Source organism: Bacteroidia bacterium (genome assembly GCA_027493955.1).
Lineage (GTDB): Bacteria > Bacteroidota > Ignavibacteria > SZUA-365 > SZUA-365 > JAOSJT01.
In genome coordinates this window covers 603,448-623,016 of sequence record JAOSJT010000001.1, presented here as the reverse complement: position 1 = coordinate 623,016, position 19,569 = coordinate 603,448, and the positions used below count along the sequence as shown (strand labels likewise).

General features: G+C 59.4%; 12 protein-coding genes. 3 read left to right on the top strand and 9 right to left on the bottom strand.

Annotated elements, in window-relative coordinates:
- Positions 1 to 101: 101 nt before the first annotated feature.
- From M5R41_02435 to M5R41_02425, 3 genes are read left to right on the top strand one after another with little or no spacing between them, the layout of a single operon-like run.
- Positions 102 to 431, top strand: coding sequence for a DUF971 domain-containing protein (locus M5R41_02435; GenBank protein MCZ7555248.1), 330 nt, complete (start codon positions 102 to 104; stop codon positions 429 to 431).
- A complete protein-coding gene (mfd, locus tag M5R41_02430; protein ID MCZ7555247.1) occupies positions 428 to 3,760 on the top strand; it encodes a transcription-repair coupling factor in 3,333 nt (1,110 codons plus the stop codon). The genes M5R41_02435 and mfd overlap by 4 nt, the downstream gene beginning before the upstream one ends.
- Positions 3,753 to 4,790 (top strand): hypothetical protein, encoded by a 1,038-nt coding sequence (locus M5R41_02425; GenBank protein MCZ7555246.1) that lies wholly within the window; start codon positions 3,753 to 3,755, stop codon positions 4,788 to 4,790. Before mfd ends, M5R41_02425 begins: the two co-directional genes overlap by 8 nt.
- Before the next feature lie 93 nt (positions 4,791 to 4,883).
- Here M5R41_02425 and M5R41_02420 read toward each other — a convergent pair whose 3' ends face one another.
- The 9 genes from M5R41_02420 to purF all read right to left on the bottom strand — a co-directional run bounded on the left by M5R41_02420 (position 4,884) and on the right by purF (position 19,561).
- A complete protein-coding gene (locus M5R41_02420; GenBank protein ID MCZ7555245.1) occupies positions 4,884 to 5,597 on the bottom strand; it encodes a 3-hydroxyacyl-CoA dehydrogenase family protein in 714 nt (237 codons plus the stop codon).
- A 78-nt stretch (positions 5,598 to 5,675) separates the two neighbouring features.
- Positions 5,676 to 6,389 (bottom strand): DUF169 domain-containing protein, encoded by a 714-nt coding sequence (locus tag M5R41_02415; protein ID MCZ7555244.1) that lies wholly within the window; start codon positions 6,387 to 6,389, stop codon positions 5,676 to 5,678.
- Between the two features lie 99 nt (positions 6,390 to 6,488).
- Positions 6,489 to 10,037, bottom strand: coding sequence for a methylmalonyl-CoA mutase family protein (locus M5R41_02410; protein MCZ7555243.1), 3,549 nt, complete (start codon positions 10,035 to 10,037; stop codon positions 6,489 to 6,491).
- A 26-nt stretch (positions 10,038 to 10,063) separates the two neighbouring features.
- Positions 10,064 to 11,956 carry a DNA mismatch repair endonuclease MutL gene (gene mutL / locus M5R41_02405; protein ID MCZ7555242.1) on the bottom strand — a complete coding sequence of 631 codons (1,893 nt, stop codon included), beginning with the start codon at positions 11,954 to 11,956 and terminating at the stop codon, positions 10,064 to 10,066.
- Positions 11,957 to 11,959: 3 nt separating this feature from the next.
- A complete protein-coding gene (locus tag M5R41_02400; GenBank protein ID MCZ7555241.1) occupies positions 11,960 to 12,154 on the bottom strand; it encodes a hypothetical protein in 195 nt (64 codons plus the stop codon).
- 18 nt (positions 12,155 to 12,172) lie between these two features.
- Complete coding sequence (gene ftsY, locus M5R41_02395; GenBank protein MCZ7555240.1) at positions 12,173 to 13,153, bottom strand: signal recognition particle-docking protein FtsY; 981 nt, start codon at positions 13,151 to 13,153, stop codon at positions 12,173 to 12,175.
- A gap of 28 nt (positions 13,154 to 13,181) precedes the next feature.
- Positions 13,182 to 13,760, bottom strand: coding sequence for a CDP-alcohol phosphatidyltransferase family protein (locus tag M5R41_02390; protein MCZ7555239.1), 579 nt, complete (start codon positions 13,758 to 13,760; stop codon positions 13,182 to 13,184).
- 3 nt (positions 13,761 to 13,763) lie between these two features.
- On the bottom strand, positions 13,764 to 17,990 hold the full coding sequence (locus tag M5R41_02385; protein ID MCZ7555238.1) for a S8 family serine peptidase: 4,227 nt from the start codon (positions 17,988 to 17,990) through the stop codon (positions 13,764 to 13,766).
- Between the two features lie 56 nt (positions 17,991 to 18,046).
- The gene (purF, locus tag M5R41_02380) at positions 18,047 to 19,561 is read right to left on the bottom strand and encodes an amidophosphoribosyltransferase (GenBank protein MCZ7555237.1); all 1,515 of its coding nucleotides are present in this window, start codon (positions 19,559 to 19,561) and stop codon (positions 18,047 to 18,049) included.
- Positions 19,562 to 19,569: the final 8 nt, after the last annotated feature.

Below are 19,569 nucleotides of genomic sequence, written 5' to 3'. Positions count from 1 at the left end.
CGTACACCCGGCCACGCACGCACAGGCAGCACGCATCCGGCGGCGTGTTCGATGCCTCTCCCGGCACGCACGCTCCATCACAGCACCCGATCAGAAATCCTATGAACAGAATCGTCCCGATCACGATACGTCTGAACGCAGACCGGCAACTCGAAGTCACCTGGTCCGACGGCCTCGTCTGTCGTTATGGTATGCCGCTCCTGCGCCGAAGTTGTCCCTGCGCCACCTGTGTTGAAGAGAAAAAGAGCAAGGGTCCTTTTTATATCCCGTTGTTCGCCGGCGACATGCTGACGCTTGACAAGGTGATGCAGCAGGGGCATTACGCCATACAGCTGTTTTGGAAGGACGGCCATCACACGGGGATTTTCGACTACACCTACCTCCGCTCTCTCTGTCCCGAGGCGGATACCGCAGGCGGGATACAGGAATGAAACACACAGCCGGTCAGGCGACTGCGCCAGCGGTACCGGATACCGCGATACTTGCTCCCCTCCTGAACGTCGCCGCCGTCGAGGCGTTGGCGGAGGTCGTGACACACGCGGGCAGCGGCGCACAGTTACGCGGAGCCGCAGGATCGTTCATGAGCATCGTCCTGGCGGGTTTGTATCGGCGGCTCGGCAGGCAACTGGTGGTGGTCTGTCCTGACGCGGATCGGGCGCAGGAAATCTGGAGTGATGCCGAATTGCTTCTGGGCGCAAAAGACGTCCTGTTCATCGGTGAGCGATTCTCCCCGACGCAAAAAGCGGTGCGCAACATTGCAAGCAGTTTCGCCGAAAATGCGGATGCCCTGCGCTCACTCGCGGAGCACCCGGTACGTTTCGTAGTCACCGACGTTCACAGTGTCTGCACGAAGTTTCCGAGCGTCGGAGCGATACGTGCGTCGAGTGTGCATCTGACACCCGGAAATTCCACGCGGCAGGATGAGCTGGTGCGATCCCTGGCCTTCGGCGGTTTCGAGCAGGTGGATTTTGTCGGAAGCACGGGCGAGTACGCCGTGCGCGGGGGCATCGTGGATGTGTTTCCGGTCGGGACGGACAATCCGCTGCGCATAGAGTACTTCGGGGATGAGATCGAGAGTATCCGTGAATTCGATCCCATCAATCAACGCTCGTCCGCGACGCTCACCGAGGTCGCTTTCGTCGCATCGCTCTTCCTTGACGAAGAAGGGACGGCGCTCAACCGCATGTCCGCATTTTTCGCTCCTGACGCCGTGCTCATGCTCGACGGCTTCGAGCTGCTCTCGCATGCGGAGGAAACGCTCGCTCCCGGGCTGCTCGACGAACTGCGCTCGACGCATGCAACACTCATTACTTCCGCTGTGGAGTTCCCCGATCTCCCGATCGTTCACGCCGGTGCGGAGAGCCAGCCTTCGCTGAACGGCATTGTGCGCCGGCTTGTGGAAACGATGAGTGCGCTCAACGACGAAGGCATCACGCCTTTGTTGATTGCGGATTCCGAGACGCAGGCAGAGCGCCTCGAGGATTTGCTGCACAGCGCGATGCAGGACGAGGAAGAGGAGATCTTGCCGCCGCGCTATACCGTGCACTACTGTCCCCTCGCCAGCGGATTTATTCACCGGGGATTGCGGGTGGCGCTGTTGACTGAGCATCAGATTTTCAACAGACGACGGGTGCAGCGCCGTGCGACAAAGGGAGTCAAAGGACTTTCGCTGCGCGAGATACGTCAACTCCGTCCCGGGGATTTTGTCGTGCACGCCGATAAGGGCATAGGGCGGTTTTCCGGATTCAAGACCATCAATGTCAACGGCGGCTTGCAGGAGACCGCGCAGCTCGTGTATGCCGATGACGATGTGCTCTACGTCAATCTCAACTACATCAACAAACTGCAGAAATACAGTTCGGAGGAGGGCGCCGCACCCGCGCTCTCCAAACTGGGCAGCGGCGCATGGGAGCGCACGAAAGAACGGACCAAGCGCTATCTCAAGGATATCGCACGCGATTTGATCACACTGTACGCCAAACGCAAGATGGCAACGGGTTTCGCCTACTCCGAGGACGGACAATGGCAGAAGGAACTCGAAGCATCCTTCATGTACGAAGACACACCTGATCAGGCGGCGGCGACGGCGGAGGTAAAGCGCGATATGCAGGACAGCGCTCCGATGGACCGCCTGGTCTGCGGCGATGTGGGCTACGGAAAAACCGAAGTGGCCGTCCGCGCGGCGTTCAAGGCGGTGACGGACGGCAAACAGGTGGCGGTGCTCGTGCCCACGACCATTCTCGCGGAACAGCATTTTCACACCTTTCGCGACCGTCTTTCGCGTTATGCCGTGAGCGTTGAATCGCTGTCGCGCTTTAAATCGAAAAAAGAACAGAGCAACGTGGTTCAGAAACTCGAGCGCGGCGCTGTGGATGTGCTGATCGGGACGCATCGCTTGTTGAGCAAGGATGTGCGCTTCAAGGATCTGGGCTTGCTCATTGTGGACGAAGAGCACCGTTTTGGCGTTGCGGCAAAGGAGAAGCTCCGCCAGTTACGCGAAACGGTGGATACGCTCACCATGACGGCCACACCGATACCGCGTACCCTGAACTTCTCCCTGCTCGGCGCGCGCGATCTCTCCGTCATCGAAACGCCGCCCAAGAACCGGCTTCCGATCATCACGCATATTCTGCCGTTCGAAAAGGACGTCATCATCGAAGGTGTGCAGCGCGAGTTGCAGCGCGGCGGACAGGTGTTCGTTGTCAATGACGCCGTATCGGATCTCGATCATCTCGCGGACACCATCCGCAGTTATCTCCCTGGCGTGCGTGTCGGCACCGCGCATGGACAGATGAAGCCCGCAGATCTCGAGCGTGCCATGCTGCGCTTCATCGAGAAAAAGACCGACGTGCTGGTGGCGACGAAAATCATCGAATCGGGTCTGGACATTCCCAACGCGAACACCATTTTCATCAACAAGGCGCATCATTTCGGCCTGGCGGAGCTGTATCAGCTGCGCGGCCGCGTCGGCCGGTCGAACATACAGGCCTACGCCTATCTGTTGGTTCCGCCCGGCGCGAAATTCACGCGCGACGCGCTCAAGCGATTGCAGGCGATAGAGGAATTCACCGAACTCGGTACGGGCTTTCATCTCGCCATGCGCGATCTGGAAATCCGCGGTGCTGGAAATCTGCTGGGTGCGGAGCAGAGCGGTTTCATCACGGAAATCGGTTTCGAGCTGTACATGTCCATGCTGGACGAGGCGGTGCGGGAGCTGAAGGAGCAGGAATTCTCCGGTCTGTTTGAGGAAATCGAAAAGGAAATCCGTCCCCGCGCCGATGTACTCATGGAATTGGGATTGGATGCGTACCTGCCGCATCCATACGTCAGCAACGCCACCGAGCGTTTCGATATTTACCGGCGGTTGTACAACTGCGACGAAGCGAACGATATTGATGGCATAGAGGCTGAACTCCGCGATCGTTTCGGCGTGCTTCCCCAGGAAGCGCTGAATCTGTTCTACAGCGTGCGTCTCCGGCTCATTGCGGCCCGTATCCGTCTGAGCAGAGTGACGCTCGAAGAAGAGCGACTGAATATTGCGCTCCCGCCGGAGGATGATCAACCCTTCTACGACCGGCATCTGCAGCCGCTGATGCAGTGGGTCTTGCGGAATTCCCATCGTATGCGTCTGGAGCAGGACAGAAAACAGGTGCGCATTATCGCGGCCGGTATCACTACGCCGGAAGAGGTGCAGCAACTGCTCGAAGAGATGGAAACCGAACTCGCCCACACGGTACAGGCGGAGCAGATCGATGCGTAACCAGGAGCAGGAACTACAACGGGGCAGGCGCGCCGCAGTGTTCATCGTTGCCGCCATGCTTCTTGCGCTTGTGTACATGCTCGGACAACTGGACTTCAGCGGTCCCGTGGGCGACGCGAGCACACCGCCGCCGCCGAAGGAGGAGACCGTGGCAGCCTTCCGCATCGCCGTGCAGCTCCCTGCGGACGACCTGTACATGCTTCCGGACGCGCGGGTAATCGCGCGCGTTTTGGAACACCACGGTGTGAAATGGGTGTTGTACCGCATTCCTCTCTGGACGCCGACCGCACGACGCGCCGAGTACGGTCTCGAAGACCTCGGCCGGCATGCCGAACGAATCTCCGCCCTGCGCGCAGCCGGTGTACGCGTCATCGCGGCCCCGGTGTACTGGAACGGCAGCACTTTGACGTCGCGGCCAGGATCTGCATTGTCGAAAGAATTTTTTCTCACCTACCGTACTCTCGTGACCGAGATGGCGGTGTTCGCAAACGATTGCGGCGCGGAGGCATTGCTCCTGGACGGGGTCTTCGGCGATCCGTCCATTTCCGCGGCGGAGTGGCTCGAATTGCTCACCGCACTGCACACGGCTTACGACGGAAAAGTGGAAATCCGTATCGGGTCCGGCTGCACCCCCGCGATCTACATGCCGCATTGTGACGGTGCTTATATCTCCGCGAACAACGGAAGCATGGCGGCCGATGTTCTTTCCGCTCCGGACGCCGGGCGTACGCCTATATATTGCATCGCGGATGATGCGGACAGCTATACGAGCGGCATTCTCCCCTGGCAGCCCCAGCTCCGCGAAGAAACACCTTCCCTCGATGGCGCGAAAGAAATGCTGCGGCTTGCGGAAGCGCACCCACGATGCAGAGGTATAGTGCTCTCAGGTTCTGCGGTTGTCGCCACTCTCCTGGATACAGGGTCCGCAAATCCGTTGAGCGCCGCGCTCCGCGACCTGCGTCAGCGCAGGTTGTCGCAGGATCTGGAGCGGGTGCAGCAAAAACTCACCACGGGGGAGGTTAAACGTTAAACGTTAAAAGTTAAACGGCGCCGGATTCCTCGTCAATCCGCACGGATCACAAGGATATCAATGTACTCTTCGTTTAACGTTTAACGTTGAACTCTATTCATCCACCATCGCCATTTTTCGCAACAGTGACGCCGGGCGGTAGCGCTCGCCGCCGAGTTCATCGTACATGGCATAGAGCAGATTGTACACGTTTGTCCATCCGAAGCGTCGGCCCCAGGAAAGGGGTCCCTCGCCACCGAGCGCGACGGCGAGGGCGGCTTCGATATCGTCTTCGCCGGCAATATCCTGCTGCATGATGAGCAGCGCTTCATTGATCATGACGGCGAGAATGCGTGGCGTGACCATGCCGATTTCATCCCGGACGACCACATGCCGTTTGCCGATGCTCGCGAAAAACTCGGTGAGCAGCTGTTCGTGCAGCCGTTCTGTTTTGTAGGGGTAGCTGATTTCGACGACGTCCGATTGCACCAGCGTCGGCAGCGCGGCGATGCCGATGATACGTTCCGGCTGATTGGTGTGCGCGCCTATTTCGGTGGCGGTGACGGCGATGGTATTGCACAGCATGGGCGCGGTGGGACTGACCTCCGCCATGATGTCGTCGAGAATGAGCCGCCACTTCCGCGAGTCGCGCACATGCAGATCGATGATCAGATCAACGTCCGGCGCTTCGTCCAGCGCATGGATTTTCTTTACGTCATCGGGAAGCTTTTTCTTCATTCCCTTTCCGTACACGATACACTCGTGCATGCGGCAGACCTCAAGCCAATCCGTCAAAAGACGGGTCGAACCGGTAAAAAGGATTTTCATGGTGTCCGTCCTTGTAAAAAAGGTAAAGCGACCGAAACGTGTTCTGGTTTCGGTGGCGCTGTGTGATGCGAAGACGTCTCAGGGTTGATGTTGCATTCGCGCTTCACGCAATTCGGTCCAGAAGCGTTTGTCGAGGAAGCTGTCGTCCCCGAGGGAAACGAGTTGTTCGAACACCGGTCTGGTGACGGTGAAGCCGAGAATCCCGTCCGCGACGTAGCGTCGCATGGCGACATCCGTCAGACTGATCCAGGCCGCAACGGCATCCGCGCCCTCGAGCGGCGGCGCCAGTTGCATACAGCCGGATCCGAAAGGCGCACGCGTCAGCACGGACGTCCCGGCGTTGCGGTATTCCGCTCCCGTGATGAGCATGGCAAGCTGATCGGGGGAAACAAGAAAGGTGATGGTGCGCAGATGTTCGTAGCTGTCCGAGCGCAATGGTCCGACAACGATATAGTTGTTTTCCAATGTGTACGGGGTCTGTTCTTCCAGCCACGTCCGCGTTGTGTCTTCGCTATCCTTCAGGCCCTCCTCTTCCCGCAGGAAGGTGACCAGTTGCTCGGTCGTACGGGTCTGCACCCCGCACAGCCAGTACCCTGCGCCTCTGCAGCCGATGTGTTTCGCAGAGAGCGCGACGGAATACCCGAGGCGCCAGTCGCGGGCATGTTCGAAAAGGCACCCCCGAGGTTTGACCAACGGAGCAAATGGTGTGGTGTCGGGAACGTCGTAAAATCCGATCAGGGGAAAATCGAGGCCGAGAGCGGCTGTCAGTCGGTTGTGATCAGGAGTTGTCATGCGTGTTCCAATGAGCTTCGGTTACAGTGGTGTTTTCGTCTGGTCGTAGGGTCTGCCGCTTTCGCGGCGTGGGTTTCGGAGCGTGCTGCGCGTTCGGATTTACATATTCCGCCGGTAGCGGCCGCCCACTTCGTAGAGCGCGGCGGAGATCTGTCCGAGCGACGCCACGCGAACGCATGCGAGCAATGCGTCGAATACGTTGGCATGTTGCACGGCGGCCGTCTGTACGTGCAGGAGGGCGTCGGCGCTCTGCCCGGCGTTGCGGCTGCGGAAGGCGCGCAAATTCCCGATTTGCTGTTCCTTTTCTTCCGTGGTCGAGCGAATCAGCTCGGTGGGCTGCGATTGCTGCCCGCTCAGATGCTCCGGCCGCAGGAAAGTGTTGACACCGATAATCGGCAGCTCGCCGCTGTGCTTGCGGTGTTCGTAGAGCATGGATTCTTCCTGTATCTTGCCGCGCTGATACATGGTTTCCATCGCTCCGAGCACACCGCCGCGGTCGGAGATGCGGCGAAATTCGGCCAGAACGGCTTCTTCGACGAGATCGGTGAGTTCCTCGATGATAAAGGCGCCCTGAAGGGGATTCTCGTTCTTGGCCAACCCCAGTTCACGGTTGATGATGAGCTGAATCGCCAGGGCGCGACGCACACTCTCTTCCGTCGGTGTGGTAATGGCCTCGTCGTAGGCGTTGGTGTGCAGTGAATTACAGTTGTCGTAAATGGCGTACAGGGCCTGCAGCGTCGTGCGGATGTCGTTGAAATCGATTTCCATGGCATGGAGACTGCGGCCGCTGGTCTGTATGTGATACTTGAGTTTCTGTGAGCGGTCGTTCCCGCCATACAACCGTTTCATGGCCACGGACCAGATGCGGCGGGCCACGCGGCCGATCACCGAGTACTCCGCGTCGATGCCGTTGGAAAAGAAATAGGACAGATTCGGCGCGAAATCATCGATGTGCATGCCGCGGGACAGGTAGTACTCCACGTAGGTGAAGCCGTTCGCGAGTGTAAAGGCAAGCTGCGTTATGGGATTAGCGCCGGCTTCGGCGATGTGATATCCGGAGATGGAGACGGAATAGTAATTCCGCACCTTGTTCCGGACAAAGTTTTCCTGAATATCGCCCATCATGCGCAGGGCGAATTCGGTGGAGAAAATGCACGTGTTCTGGGCCTGATCCTCTTTGAGGATATCGGCCTGCACTGTGCCTCGGACCGTACTCATGGTATCAGCGGTGATAGCCTGATATACATCGGCGGGGAGAATGCCCTCGCGTACGAAAAAGTCACCGCTCACGCCCAGCGTCCCGAGTCCGAAGTAGCGATGCACCGCGCCACCCTTCCCGAACTGGTGTTTGTCGTTGAGCGCGGAGAGGATCTCGCCTGCTTCACCCGCGCCGGTGTACACCGGGCGCCGCATGCCCAGCGTTGCATACCACGCGTCGATCGCGTGCTGCGCCGCAACGAACTGCTCGTTGAGTACCAGCCATTTCTCCACCTGCTGATCGATGGCGGTGTTCATGAACATGGCCAGTATCATCGGTGCGGGACCATTGATAGTCATGGACACCGACGTAGTCGGCGCGCAGAGGTCAAAGCCGCAATACAGCTTTTTCATGTCGTCGAGCGTGCAGATGGAGACGCCCGAATTGCCGATTTTGCCGTAAATATCCGGTCGTTCGTCGGGATCCTCGCCGTAAAGTGTCACGGAATCGAAGGCGGTGGAAAGGCGCGCAACGCCGAGTCCCTGTGACAGGTAATGGAAACGGCGGTTCGTGCGCTCCGGCGATCCCTCTCCGGCAAACATGCGCGTCGGATCCTCGCCCTCGCGTTTGAACGGGAACACACCGCCCGTATACGGAAAACTCCCGGGGACGTTTTCCAGCAGTATCCACGAGAGGATGTCTCCCCTGTCGTGGTAGGTGGGCAGAGATACCTTGGGGATGCGCGTTCCGGATAAGGTGGTATGGAACAATTCCGTCACGATTTCTCTGTCACGTACGCGCGTGGTGAGTGTGTCGCGCCGGTAGGCCTCGCGCGCGGCGCCCCATTTCTCGAGCAGGTCGCGGTTTTCCGGCGATACGCGCGTGCGGAAGTAGCTGATCTGTGCCTGGAGTATGTCGAGCAGGTCCTGACGCTGTTCGCGGCTGCCGATTTCCACCAGTCCCTCCTCTCCCGATATCTGCACCTCCCTGCGTGCGCCCGCCGCGAGCAGGGCGGCATGCGCTCCTTCAAGCTGCTGCCATTGACGCGCGAAATCCGCCTGTTCCGCCACCCAACGCTTGTACTGCTGCACGGTGTCGGATATTTCGGACAGGTAGCGCGAACGCTCCGGCGGTATGATGGCCGCCTTGTCGGGCAGACGCTGCTCCATTCCCAATGCGCTTTCCCAGGTGCTGCCTGTCTTGCGATTGATACTCCGCAGCAGATTCTGAAACAACCAGTTCGTGCCCGCGTCATTGAACTGACTGGCGATGGTCGGAAAGACGGGAAGGTCCTCATCCGGTGTATCCCACAGCCCGCGATTCCGCTTGACCTGCTTGCGTATGTCACGCAGCGCATCCTCCGCGCCGCGTTTTTCGAATTTGTTCAGTACGACGATGTCCGCCAGATCGAGCATGTCGATTTTCTCGAGCTGCGTCTGTGCTCCGTACTCCGGCGTCATGACGTACATCGCGACATCGACGAGATCCACGATTTCGCTGTCGGACTGTCCGATGCCGGCGGTTTCCACGATGATGAGGTCGAAACCCGCAGAGGCGCACAGAGCGATGGCACGGGAGAGCGCAGCGGAGGTGGCGGTATTTGCGGCGCGTGTGGCGAAGGAACGCATGTACACGCGCTCATGGCCCGATGATCCTGTGGCGCTGATCGCGTTCATGCGGATGCGGTCGCCCAGCAGCGCGCCGCCTGTGCGCCGACGGGATGGATCAACGGAGAGAATGGCGACATGCACGTCGGGAAGTTCCCGTAAGAAACGCCGTACAAGTTCGTCCGTAAGCGACGACTTTCCAGCTCCACCCGTGCCGGTGATGCCCAGGATGGGGACCTTCCGGTCGGTTTCGATACGCACGGCAACATCGTCATGCTCTTCGAGCAAGGAGAGAGCGCCTGCAAGCAGCGGAATATTGCCGCGCAGTTCTCCGTTGAGCTGCGTCAGCTCACGGTCACCCGCATAGAGCGTTCCGTCACGCAGTGCCAGAGAGTCATGCGTCCCGGCAGGTGCGTCGCAGGCTTCCATGACGATGTTGATCATGCCCTGCAAACCGAGCTCACGTCCGTCTTCGGGCGAGAATACACGATCGATACCGTAGGTGTGCAGCTCGGCGATTTCCTCAGGCACGATGACGCCACCACCACCAGCAAAAATCTTCACATGGCCGGCTCCGCGCTCGCGGAGGAGATCCTTCATGTACTTGAGAAATTCCATATGCCCGCCCTGATACGACGAGATGGCTATCCCCTGCACGTCCTCCATCACGGCGGCATCCACGATTTCGGCGACGGAACGATTGTGCCCGAGATGGATAATCTCCGCTCCGCTGGCCTGCAGGATACGCCGCATGATGTTGATGCTGGCATCATGACCGTCGAACAACGACGCGGCGGTCACGAGACGGATTTTGTTTTTGGGTTGATAGGTAGTGCTGTGCATGACTGACTCCAACGCTGTTGCCGACGTCAACTCGTCCGGCCGAAGCGGCGGTCGATTTCGTCGAGTGAGAGCTTGATGATGATCGGGCGTCCATGGGGACAGACGTAGGGATTCGATGTCGCGAAGAGCTGATCGATAAGCGTTTGCATTTCGGGTGCGGTCATTTTATCCCCTGCTTTGATGGCCGTCCTGCAACCGTACGAGGCGGCCACATTGTGGCGCACGTCGGTCGTGCCGGTGCTTTGGTATTCTTTGTACTGCTCGAGAATCTCCTCGAGAATGGATTCTTCCATGCCCGGACGTACGTCCTGGGGCACGGCCTCCACCGTCACGGTATCCTGGCGACCCATGCGAAGGATGAATCCAAGCTGCCCGAGTTCTTCACTGATGGAATGCAACAACGCGTGGTCGGCGGGTGACACGCGTACGCTGTGTTCGAACAGCAGTTGCTGCGAGAATGGGGCCGCGTGTTCGAGTGCGGACAACGCGCGCTCATAGAGGATACGCTCATGCGCCACGTGCTGGTCAATGATCATGAGACCGGATTTGATGGGTGCGAAAATGTACTTGTTGTGCAGTTGCCAGAGAAAGCGTGTGTCGGACACGGGCTGCTCGCTGGGAAAAATCACGGTCTCCGCTTCCTGATCCGGCAGTTGCGTGGATGATCTGATGTTCAATGAACGGAACAGGTCGTCGATCTGTGTGGCATCCATACGGCTTCCCTGCGCAGCGCCTTCGCGGGGGCCGGTCCATCCGCCGCTCTCTCCGCGCGAGAGCGAGGCGTACGAGTCGTAGCGCGGTTGCGGTGCGCCATGTTGATCCGGCGATGTCATGCGCACACGCGAAAAATCCTCAGGGCCGAGCGATAAACCGCCGTCTCCTTCCCGGTCGCGAAACTCGATGGAAGGTGTGAGGTCGTTGTGAAAGAGACTCTGTCGGATGACGGCGTTGAGTATGGTGTATATGTTCCGCTCGTTGCTGAACTTCACCTCGAGCTTGGAGGGATGCACATTGACGTCCACCTGCCGGGGATCCACATTGAGAAACAGTACGTACAGCGGATACTCGCCCGACGCGATCATATTCTCGTAGGAACTGACCACGGCATGATTGAGCAGACGGTTGATCACATAACGCCCGTTCACAAACAGGTATTGTTCGCCGCGGGTCTTTCGCGCAAAACTCGGCCGGCCGATGAAACCGCTGATGGTGATGAGATCGGTTTGTTCGCCGACTTCGATCAGCGATTCGGCAAGCCTGTCGCCGAACACCGCCGCCGCGCGCTCGCGCAGGGTTCCGGGAAAGGCGTCGAACACCGTCTGTCCATCCGAAATGAATGTGATGCGGACGTTGGGATAGGACAGGATAAAGCGCTGCACACTGTCCGCGATGTGCCGGTATTCCGTCGTATTCGATTTCAGAAACTGCCGCCGCGCGGGTGTGTTGTAAAAGAGATTGCGCACGGTGATGGACGTGCCTGTCGCTCCGTCCGTTCTGCTTTGTTCTTCCACGGTGCCACCCTGAATGCGGATCAGCGTCGCGGTGTCTTCATGGACGGTGCGGGTCTTCAGCTCCACCTGGGCGACACTGGCGATGGAAGGCAGCGCCTCGCCGCGGAAGCCGAAGGTGTGAATGCGTTCGAGATCCTCGTAGGAAGCGATTTTGCTTGTCGCGTGACGCTCGAAGGCGAGCAGCGCATCGGCTTCGCTCATGCCGCTGCCGTCGTCAATGATCTGTATCAACGTCTTGCCTGCACCGGCGATGATAATGGTTACATGCTCCGCACCGGCGTCAATGGCGTTCTCCACCAGTTCCTTGACGACAGACTCCGGCCGCTGCACAACCTCCCCCGCCGCGATTTGATTCGCGAGATGATCGGGAAGGCGGCGGATTCCAGATGACGGGGCGGAGTGTTGCATGATTTACCGGAGAATCGTATAGAGAATATATGCGAGAATGAACATCGCCACGATGACGATAAACGGGCGGTGGTTTCCGCGCCGGACAGTCCGTTCGAACTTGATGCGTCGCCGATCCCGCGCACTTTCGTCCCTGGAAGGATCGTAGTAACGTGGAAGATACTCGAAACGCTTATGCTGTGGTTTGCGAAGAAACATGGCCCTCTCCGTTGCGGCTTACTCTTCCACCGTGCTGACGTCTTCCGTTCGCAAATCACCGAACAGCGCGGCGACGAAGGCGTCGTGGTCGAAGACCTGGAGATCGTTGATCTGCTCGCCCACGCCGATGTACTTGACCGGTATGGACAGCTCGCTGCTCACGCCGATCACCACACCGCCCTTCGCCGTCCCATCCAGCTTTGTCACAACGAGACCCGTGACGTCCACGGCCTGACCGAATTGGCGCGCCTGCTGTATCGCGTTTTGCCCTGTCGTGGCATCCAGGACGAGCAGGACTTCGTGCGGCGCATCGGGCATGAGTTTGCTCATGACGCGCCTGATTTTTTTCAGTTCCTCCATGAGGTTCGTCTTGGTGTGTAACCGTCCGGCGGTATCGATAATCACAACATCCGCCTTGCGGGCCAGGGCCGACTGCAACGTGTCGTATGCGACAGCGGCGGGATCGGAGCCATGCTGCTGCTGTATGATGTCCACACCAGCGCGTTGCGCCCAGATTTCAAGTTGCTCATTCGCGGCCGCACGAAAGGTATCCGCGGCACCGATAATGACATGTTTGCCGGAGGAACGATAATTGAACGCCAGCTTGCCGATGGTCGTGGTTTTTCCAACGCCGTTGACGCCTACGACCATGATAACGAAAGGCGACACACCCGCCGGTACCTCGATTGACGTGCCGTCGGTGCGAATGTCATTTTCACGGAACAGCTTCGCCACCTCTTCGCGCAACAGACGATGCAATTCCCCCGCATCCTCGTAGCGTTCGCGCTTGACGCGATCGCGAAGATTGTCAATGATGGTGCTGGTGGTCGCGACGCCAACATCTCCCAGAAGCAGAATTTCTTCTATCTCGTCCAGAAGTGCATCATCGATTTTACGCTTCGCCCTGATAACGCGCGTGACTTTTTCCATGACGGAATCGCGCGTCTTCGCGAGGCCGTCCATGAGACGAGAGAGTTTGAATTTGTCGAGAAAACCCATGTCAATGCCGGAAATGAAGTTGGATGAATTATCGCTTCCGCGCCTGCTTGATCAGACGAAGATAGCGCTCGCCGTAACTGTACAGCGATGCGGCGATGAAGCCGAGACTGAGCAGCATGAGCAGCGTCAGGAGTGTCTGCCGACCGTCGGCAAACAGCGCCGCGACGAGCACCACGCCGATGGATACGACGGTCGCCTTACCGAGCATGGTGGATTGCACAAGCACGCCGCTCTTCGCGCGCAAATGCATTCCTCCCGCAAATATGATGATGTCGCGCACCACCACCACGACGCCGAACCACAAAGGCACGATGCCGACGGCGATCATCGTCAACGCCGTGACGGTGATGAACACCTTGTCCGCGAGCGGATCGATGATGCGGCCGAATTTGCTTTCACCCCCGAATTGCCGGGCCAGCCAGCCATCGAGCAGATCGGATGCATACGCGGCCGCACCGAGTATCAGAATCCAATGCATGTTGCCCCGGGGCTCCTGCAGGAGGAGAGCGACGGGCAGCGCCATGAGCATACGAAGCATACTCAACATATTGGAGGGAGTCCAGATGGCTTCAGATGCGTCGCGGGTCTGTTGCGTCTTCGTTTTCATACGCTACCTGATGATGGCGAATTTGCCGAGTTTCGGATCAACGGCCCGGCCGGAAAGGTCCTTCCCCTCCGCGCGAAAGAGATACACACCTCCGGGAACAAGTTGGCCGTTGCTGTCCCGCAAATCCCATTCCACGCCGCCATTGCCATCGTCCTCCACAACTTCGCGGATGAACATTCCGGACACAGTGTACACGCGTATGACCGCCTGCGGTGTGAGATTGGCAAAGGTGACGAACTGTTGCGCGTCTTCCGGGCGTAGCGGATTGGGATACACGAACACCTCATCCAACGTCTGACGGTTCAGTACCACGCCGGCAGTGGAACCGGGGCCGTCGCCGATCACTGAACCGGAAGAGCAGCGCACATTACGCACAGACAGCACGTACTCCTTCCCCAACGCCCCGATGGGCATATCCCCTCGCACCGCGAGCAACACCACTCGCGGATTTTCGGGATCGGGTTCGGCCGTCTCCGCAACACCCCCGGGTTCGAATACGTAATTCTCCGCGGCCGAAGCGCTGGCGGATTCCACCGGCGCACTGAAGGTCACCCGGAACGAGCGCGGCGGCAGAAACTCCACACGTTCGATGTAGCATGCATTAATGACGGGCGTACGCACCTCTATCGGTCCCAGCAGAGCGTCATCGAACGGTATGCCCTCGCCATCACGCAACCCGGTGACATACAGGCCGTAGCTGCCGTCGTTGAGTGTGCCGAAGGACAGAAGCAACACCCGCGGCTCGAGGAGTGCGACGCTCACCGGCTCGCGTGCGCCGTCGAGCCTGAACAGCGACGGCGAAGGCAATTGGCTGCCCATATCCTGACTGACGTACACGAGCAATTGTCCTTGCTGAGCGTACACCACGGAGTCCACCACGGGCGTCTGATGCGGCCGCAGCATGCGGGCATACACGCGGGGACTTTCCTGCGGCGTCGCAGCCGGATTGAATGCGGTTACGGCGTAGAGCACCGGTTGCCCTTCGACCAGGGCGGGATCGAGCAAGGACACGCTCCCCGGGAAGGTCCCGAACAACTGCATGGAACCCGCGTCGGCACCCTTGTACACGCGATATTCCGGAGCGGCAGCGCCGATGGTCCACTCGATGCGCGCCGAGCTTGCGCTCACGTACTCGACGGTGATACCGCGAGGCGGCTCGGGACCGGTGTAGGGAATATTTTTTCGATACCAGACAACACTGTCCACCAGCGCTATGCCGAGTTCGTTCACGCCGTCGCCGTCAATGTCGGTGATAATGGCCGCATTGGTGTTTACCAGCGGCAGATGGAAGACCGGGCTGAATTCCTTCGACGCCGGATCGTAGTCGATGATGTACAGCTCGGGATAGACGCTCAGCACGATTTCAAGCGCCGCATCGCCATCGAGGTCTCCCGCGCTGAGACTGTTCTGTATGCGCGTGAAGCTGCCGTATTGACTGCTCTCGGCCACGCCGTGGAACTGTCCGGACCACAACGCTTCGGCCTTGTTTTGATTGTCGAGGTGAAAAATTCCCATGAACCAGTACGGCACCACGTCGTCTACATCGGTGCGGAAGCCCACGGCAAATTCATCGCGTCCGTCACCGGTGAAATCCCCCGCAACCACAAAGTCGCTGGCGTTCACGAAATCGTTCGAAGAACCCCAGATCACCGGAAAGCTCCCCGACCCGTCATACTCGGCTATGAAGAAATCCCCGTCGGCATCGCCGAACAGGAGATCCCGCTTGCCGTTGCCGTTGAAATCCCCCACCGCCACGCGCGGTGCGCTGAAGGCGTTGCCCGGAGGCGGTGCGCCGGTGGGATTGACGATTATGGAGAAGCGCTCCAGCACGTTGCCGTTCCAGCGGAACACTCCCACCGTGCTGTCGTCCACGATGGCGAGCACTTCGTTGCCGCCATCGCCAGTGACATCCTCTATCGTGATGGGCCAGAAGCGCCCGCCGCTGCTGTCGCCCCAGATGCGCGTGGAAGGAAACGCACCTGCAGCACCGGTATTCAGAAATCCATTCCGGACAATAGAGGTAAGAAGGTCCGGCCGTCCGTCGGCTGTCACGTCGCCGATGCCGCGCGGAATTTCATTCCGCAATTCCACGCCCTGAACGCGCTCGAAGCTCAGTCCGTTGTATTCCCAGGCCTTGAGTCGTCCGTCGTCCGAAAGGTCGTTGAGAAGCGCCTCGGGCCATCCGTTGCCATTGAGATCCGCGGCCGTGCCGAAAAGACGCGCCAGCGGCAGCGCAGGAAGGACGCGATCAAAGCCAAAACCCGAAACCGGCGCGGGGACGTTCACTTCGAGATTGTTGCCATTTTCGTCCTTCAACAGCGTTTCGAGACCGACCGCGTTCTCGGCGCTCAGGTAGAATTCATACGCTCTGCCGGGGACGAAGAGATCAGGCCCAAGAAAGATGGCGTGCGATGTGCCAACGAAAAGATTGTTGCGCGTCGCTCCTTCGGCGGAGGCCCAGGTCCAGGGTGCCGAAGAGCCCCGCTGGCGGTACCACACCTTACCCAGCGTCGGCTCATCCGTGGTGAAGCCTACACTGACGCCGTATGCGTTGCCGTCGAGCGCGGGTACCAGCAAGGCACCGAGAATTTCCGGCGGCGTCCTGTCGATGTGCACGACGATGCGGTCATCGAGGGAATTGCCTTTGTCGCTGAGCGCCGCGAGCCGCAGGGTGTAAGTGGTGTCGGGCAAGGAGGAAATGTTCCACACGCACAGTGTGTCGTCCACAAGCTGACGGGGTATGACGCCGGTGATGTCCGTCCAGCGCAGCGGATTCACGCCCATGCCGTATTGCATCTTGTAACCGGACATCACGGGAGAGGCAGCCGTACCGAGAACGACGATGCTGGAGGCATTCGTGGCCGCATCGGTGCGCGGTGACGTGATGCGCACAACAGAGGGATGCTCGAGACGCATGGCTCTGTCCACGCGCAGTAACCCCGCTCCGAAACGTTCGTCCCAGCCGGAGGCCCCAAGATCCTCCGCGGAGGCGATGAGAATGCCGCGCACTTCCTCCGGCGACAGTTTGTCGTCGCGGCTGAGCAACAGGGCGGCAGCGGCGGCCACAAACGGTGCGGATGCCGAGGTTCCATAAAAACCGGTATAACGCCCTTCGCGGTCTGTCGTGCGTATGTCCGAACCGGGAGCCGCGAGGTCAATGGTGGAACCGTAATTCGAAAATCCCGCCAACACATCGCCTTCGGTGCTTGCACTGACCGAAATCGTCTCGTCGTAGGCACTGGGATAATGCAGAGCGGTGGACTGCGCATTCCCCGCCGAGGCCACCATGACGACGCCGCGCGCGTAGGCATAGCGGATCACGTCGCGCAACACGCGCGAGTACACCACATCGCCGAAGCTCATGTTGATAACGCGCGCGTCATTTGCAACGGCGTAGGCGAGGGCGCGGGACACGTCGCTTTCGGCACCGAAGCCCCGTGCATCGAAGGCACGCAGCGTCATGATGCGACAACCGGGAGCAATGCCCGCGATTCCAATGCCGTTATTCGCCTTGGCTGCGATAATCCCGGTGACGTTCGTTCCGTGCCCCATATCATCGTAGGGGATGGGATCGGGATCCCGGTAATCGCCCCCCGCAGCGTTGCTCACAGCACGCTGATCCACAAAATCATAGCCGATCACATCATCCGCAAAGCCGTTTCCGTCGTTGTCCACACCGTCCAGGTCACCGGCGATACCTTCACGCAACTCCGTGGAGGGCCAGGGCTGGAACAAGCCGTCGCCGTTCAGATCCTCCGCAGCGTTGATCCACAACTGACCATGGAGATCAGGATGCGCATCGTCAACGCCCGTGTCAATGACGCCGATGATTATGGCGGGATCCCCGGAAGTCACGTCCCACGCGGCCGGTATTCCGACGCGTTGCGCGCCCCACTGCGAGGCCCAGGCGGAATCGTTCGGCACGCCATGGACCTGATACCACTTGTCACGTTCGGCATATTCCACTTCCGGACGGTCTTGCAGGGCGGCAAGCAACTGCTCCACATCGGTCTGCAGCGGAACATCAATACACACGAAGCGCGACAATTCGTCCGTTCCCTTGCGGAGCGACGTCGCGGGCAGCAAGGGTTGCGCGTTCGCTCCCGCCTCGCCGAGCACAGCCGCGATACCGGGCGGCAGGAGCACGCCGCCGTTGGCGGTGAACGATGGTGTGTGCGCTGCGCCCAGCCGGAGCACGATGCGACGCGGCTGAGGGATGTCTTGTGCCATGGCGACCAGACCTCCGCAGCTCAACAGGAGGAGCACTATGATCACGCGGAGCCGCATCACACCTCGTGCTCATCCTTGCGCATGTTTTCCTCTACGGGAACAGGATAGTCGCCATTGAAGCAGCCGGTACACCAGCCGCTTTTCCCTTCATGCGGCACTGTGCCCAGCATTTTCTCGATGGACAGGTAACCGAGCGAATCCGCTCCGATTTCCCTGCGAATCGCGTCCACGTCGCCGTCGTTCTGCGGTGCGATGAGTTCGTCGCTGCTCGGGAAATCCATGCCATAGGGACAGGGCTTCATGATGGGCGGAGAACTGATGCGCACGTGCAACTCCCGCGGCCGGGCCTCGCGCACGAGGTTGATAAGCAGGCGGCTTGTCGTGCCGCGTACGATGGAGTCGTCGATGATAACCACTTTGCGGTCCTCCACCACACCTTTCACCGTGTTGAACTTCATGCGCACCTTCATTTCGCGTTTTTCCTGGCCGGGCTGTATGAAGGTACGTCCGATGTAGTGATTGCGAATGAGACCGATTTCGTAACGCGCTTCGATCCCCTGCTTGTAACTGCTGCGCTGAAATCCAATGGCTGCGGTGTTACTGCTGTCCGGCACCGCCATGACGAAAGCGGGATCTTCGGGTGTCCCTTCCACCGGATGCTCTTCGGCGAGCGCCTTGCCCAGACGACGGCGGATCTTATCCACATTTTCGCCGAACACGCGTGAATCGGGTCTGGAAAAATAAATGTACTCGAAGATGCAGTGGTGATACTTCTCGGCCCTGAAATCCAGTCTGCGTGCTGTGGGCTCACCCGTGCTGCGCATCCGCTTGTCAAAGAACAACACTTCTCCCGGCTCCACGTCGCGCACATACTCGGCCTGCATAATATCCAGAGCGCAGGTTTCCGAGGCCACCACCCATGCGGAACCACGACGGCCGAGGCAAAGCGGTCGGAATCCATGCGGATCGCGGGCGGCGATAAGCGTATCGTCATGCAGCATTACCAGCGAAAAGGCGCCCTGTACGGTGTTGAGCGCGTCCATGATGCGGTCTTCGGGTGTGGCGGCTGCGCTGCGCGCGGTGAGGTGGAGAATGACCTCCGTGTCCGTAGAGGTCTGGAAAATGGTACCCTCTTCCTGCAGCCGGCTGCGCAGGGCGCGCGTATTCGTCAGATTCCCGTTATGCGCCACAGCGAGCTGTCCGTCGCGATAATTGACGAGAAACGGTTGAATATTCTCCAGATTGTCCGAACCCGTGGTGGAGTAACGGTTATGCCCGATCGCGACTTCTCCGGTAAGCAGTTCCGTGAGTAGATTCTGATCGGAAAACACCTCCGTCACCAGGCCGGGTCCCTTGTGGATACGAAGCTTCCCACCGCGCGCGCCGTCCGCGGCTATCGGACAGGATACGATGCCGCTTGCCTCCTGACCGCGATGCTGCAGGGAATGCAATCCGTAGTACGTGAGGGTGCTGGCCGAGGGATCGCCATAGATGCCCACCACGCCGCAATTGGATTGGGGTTTGTCAATTTCTTCGGAATTCGGAAGTCGGGAATTGATTACGCGATTCATGTGCCTTG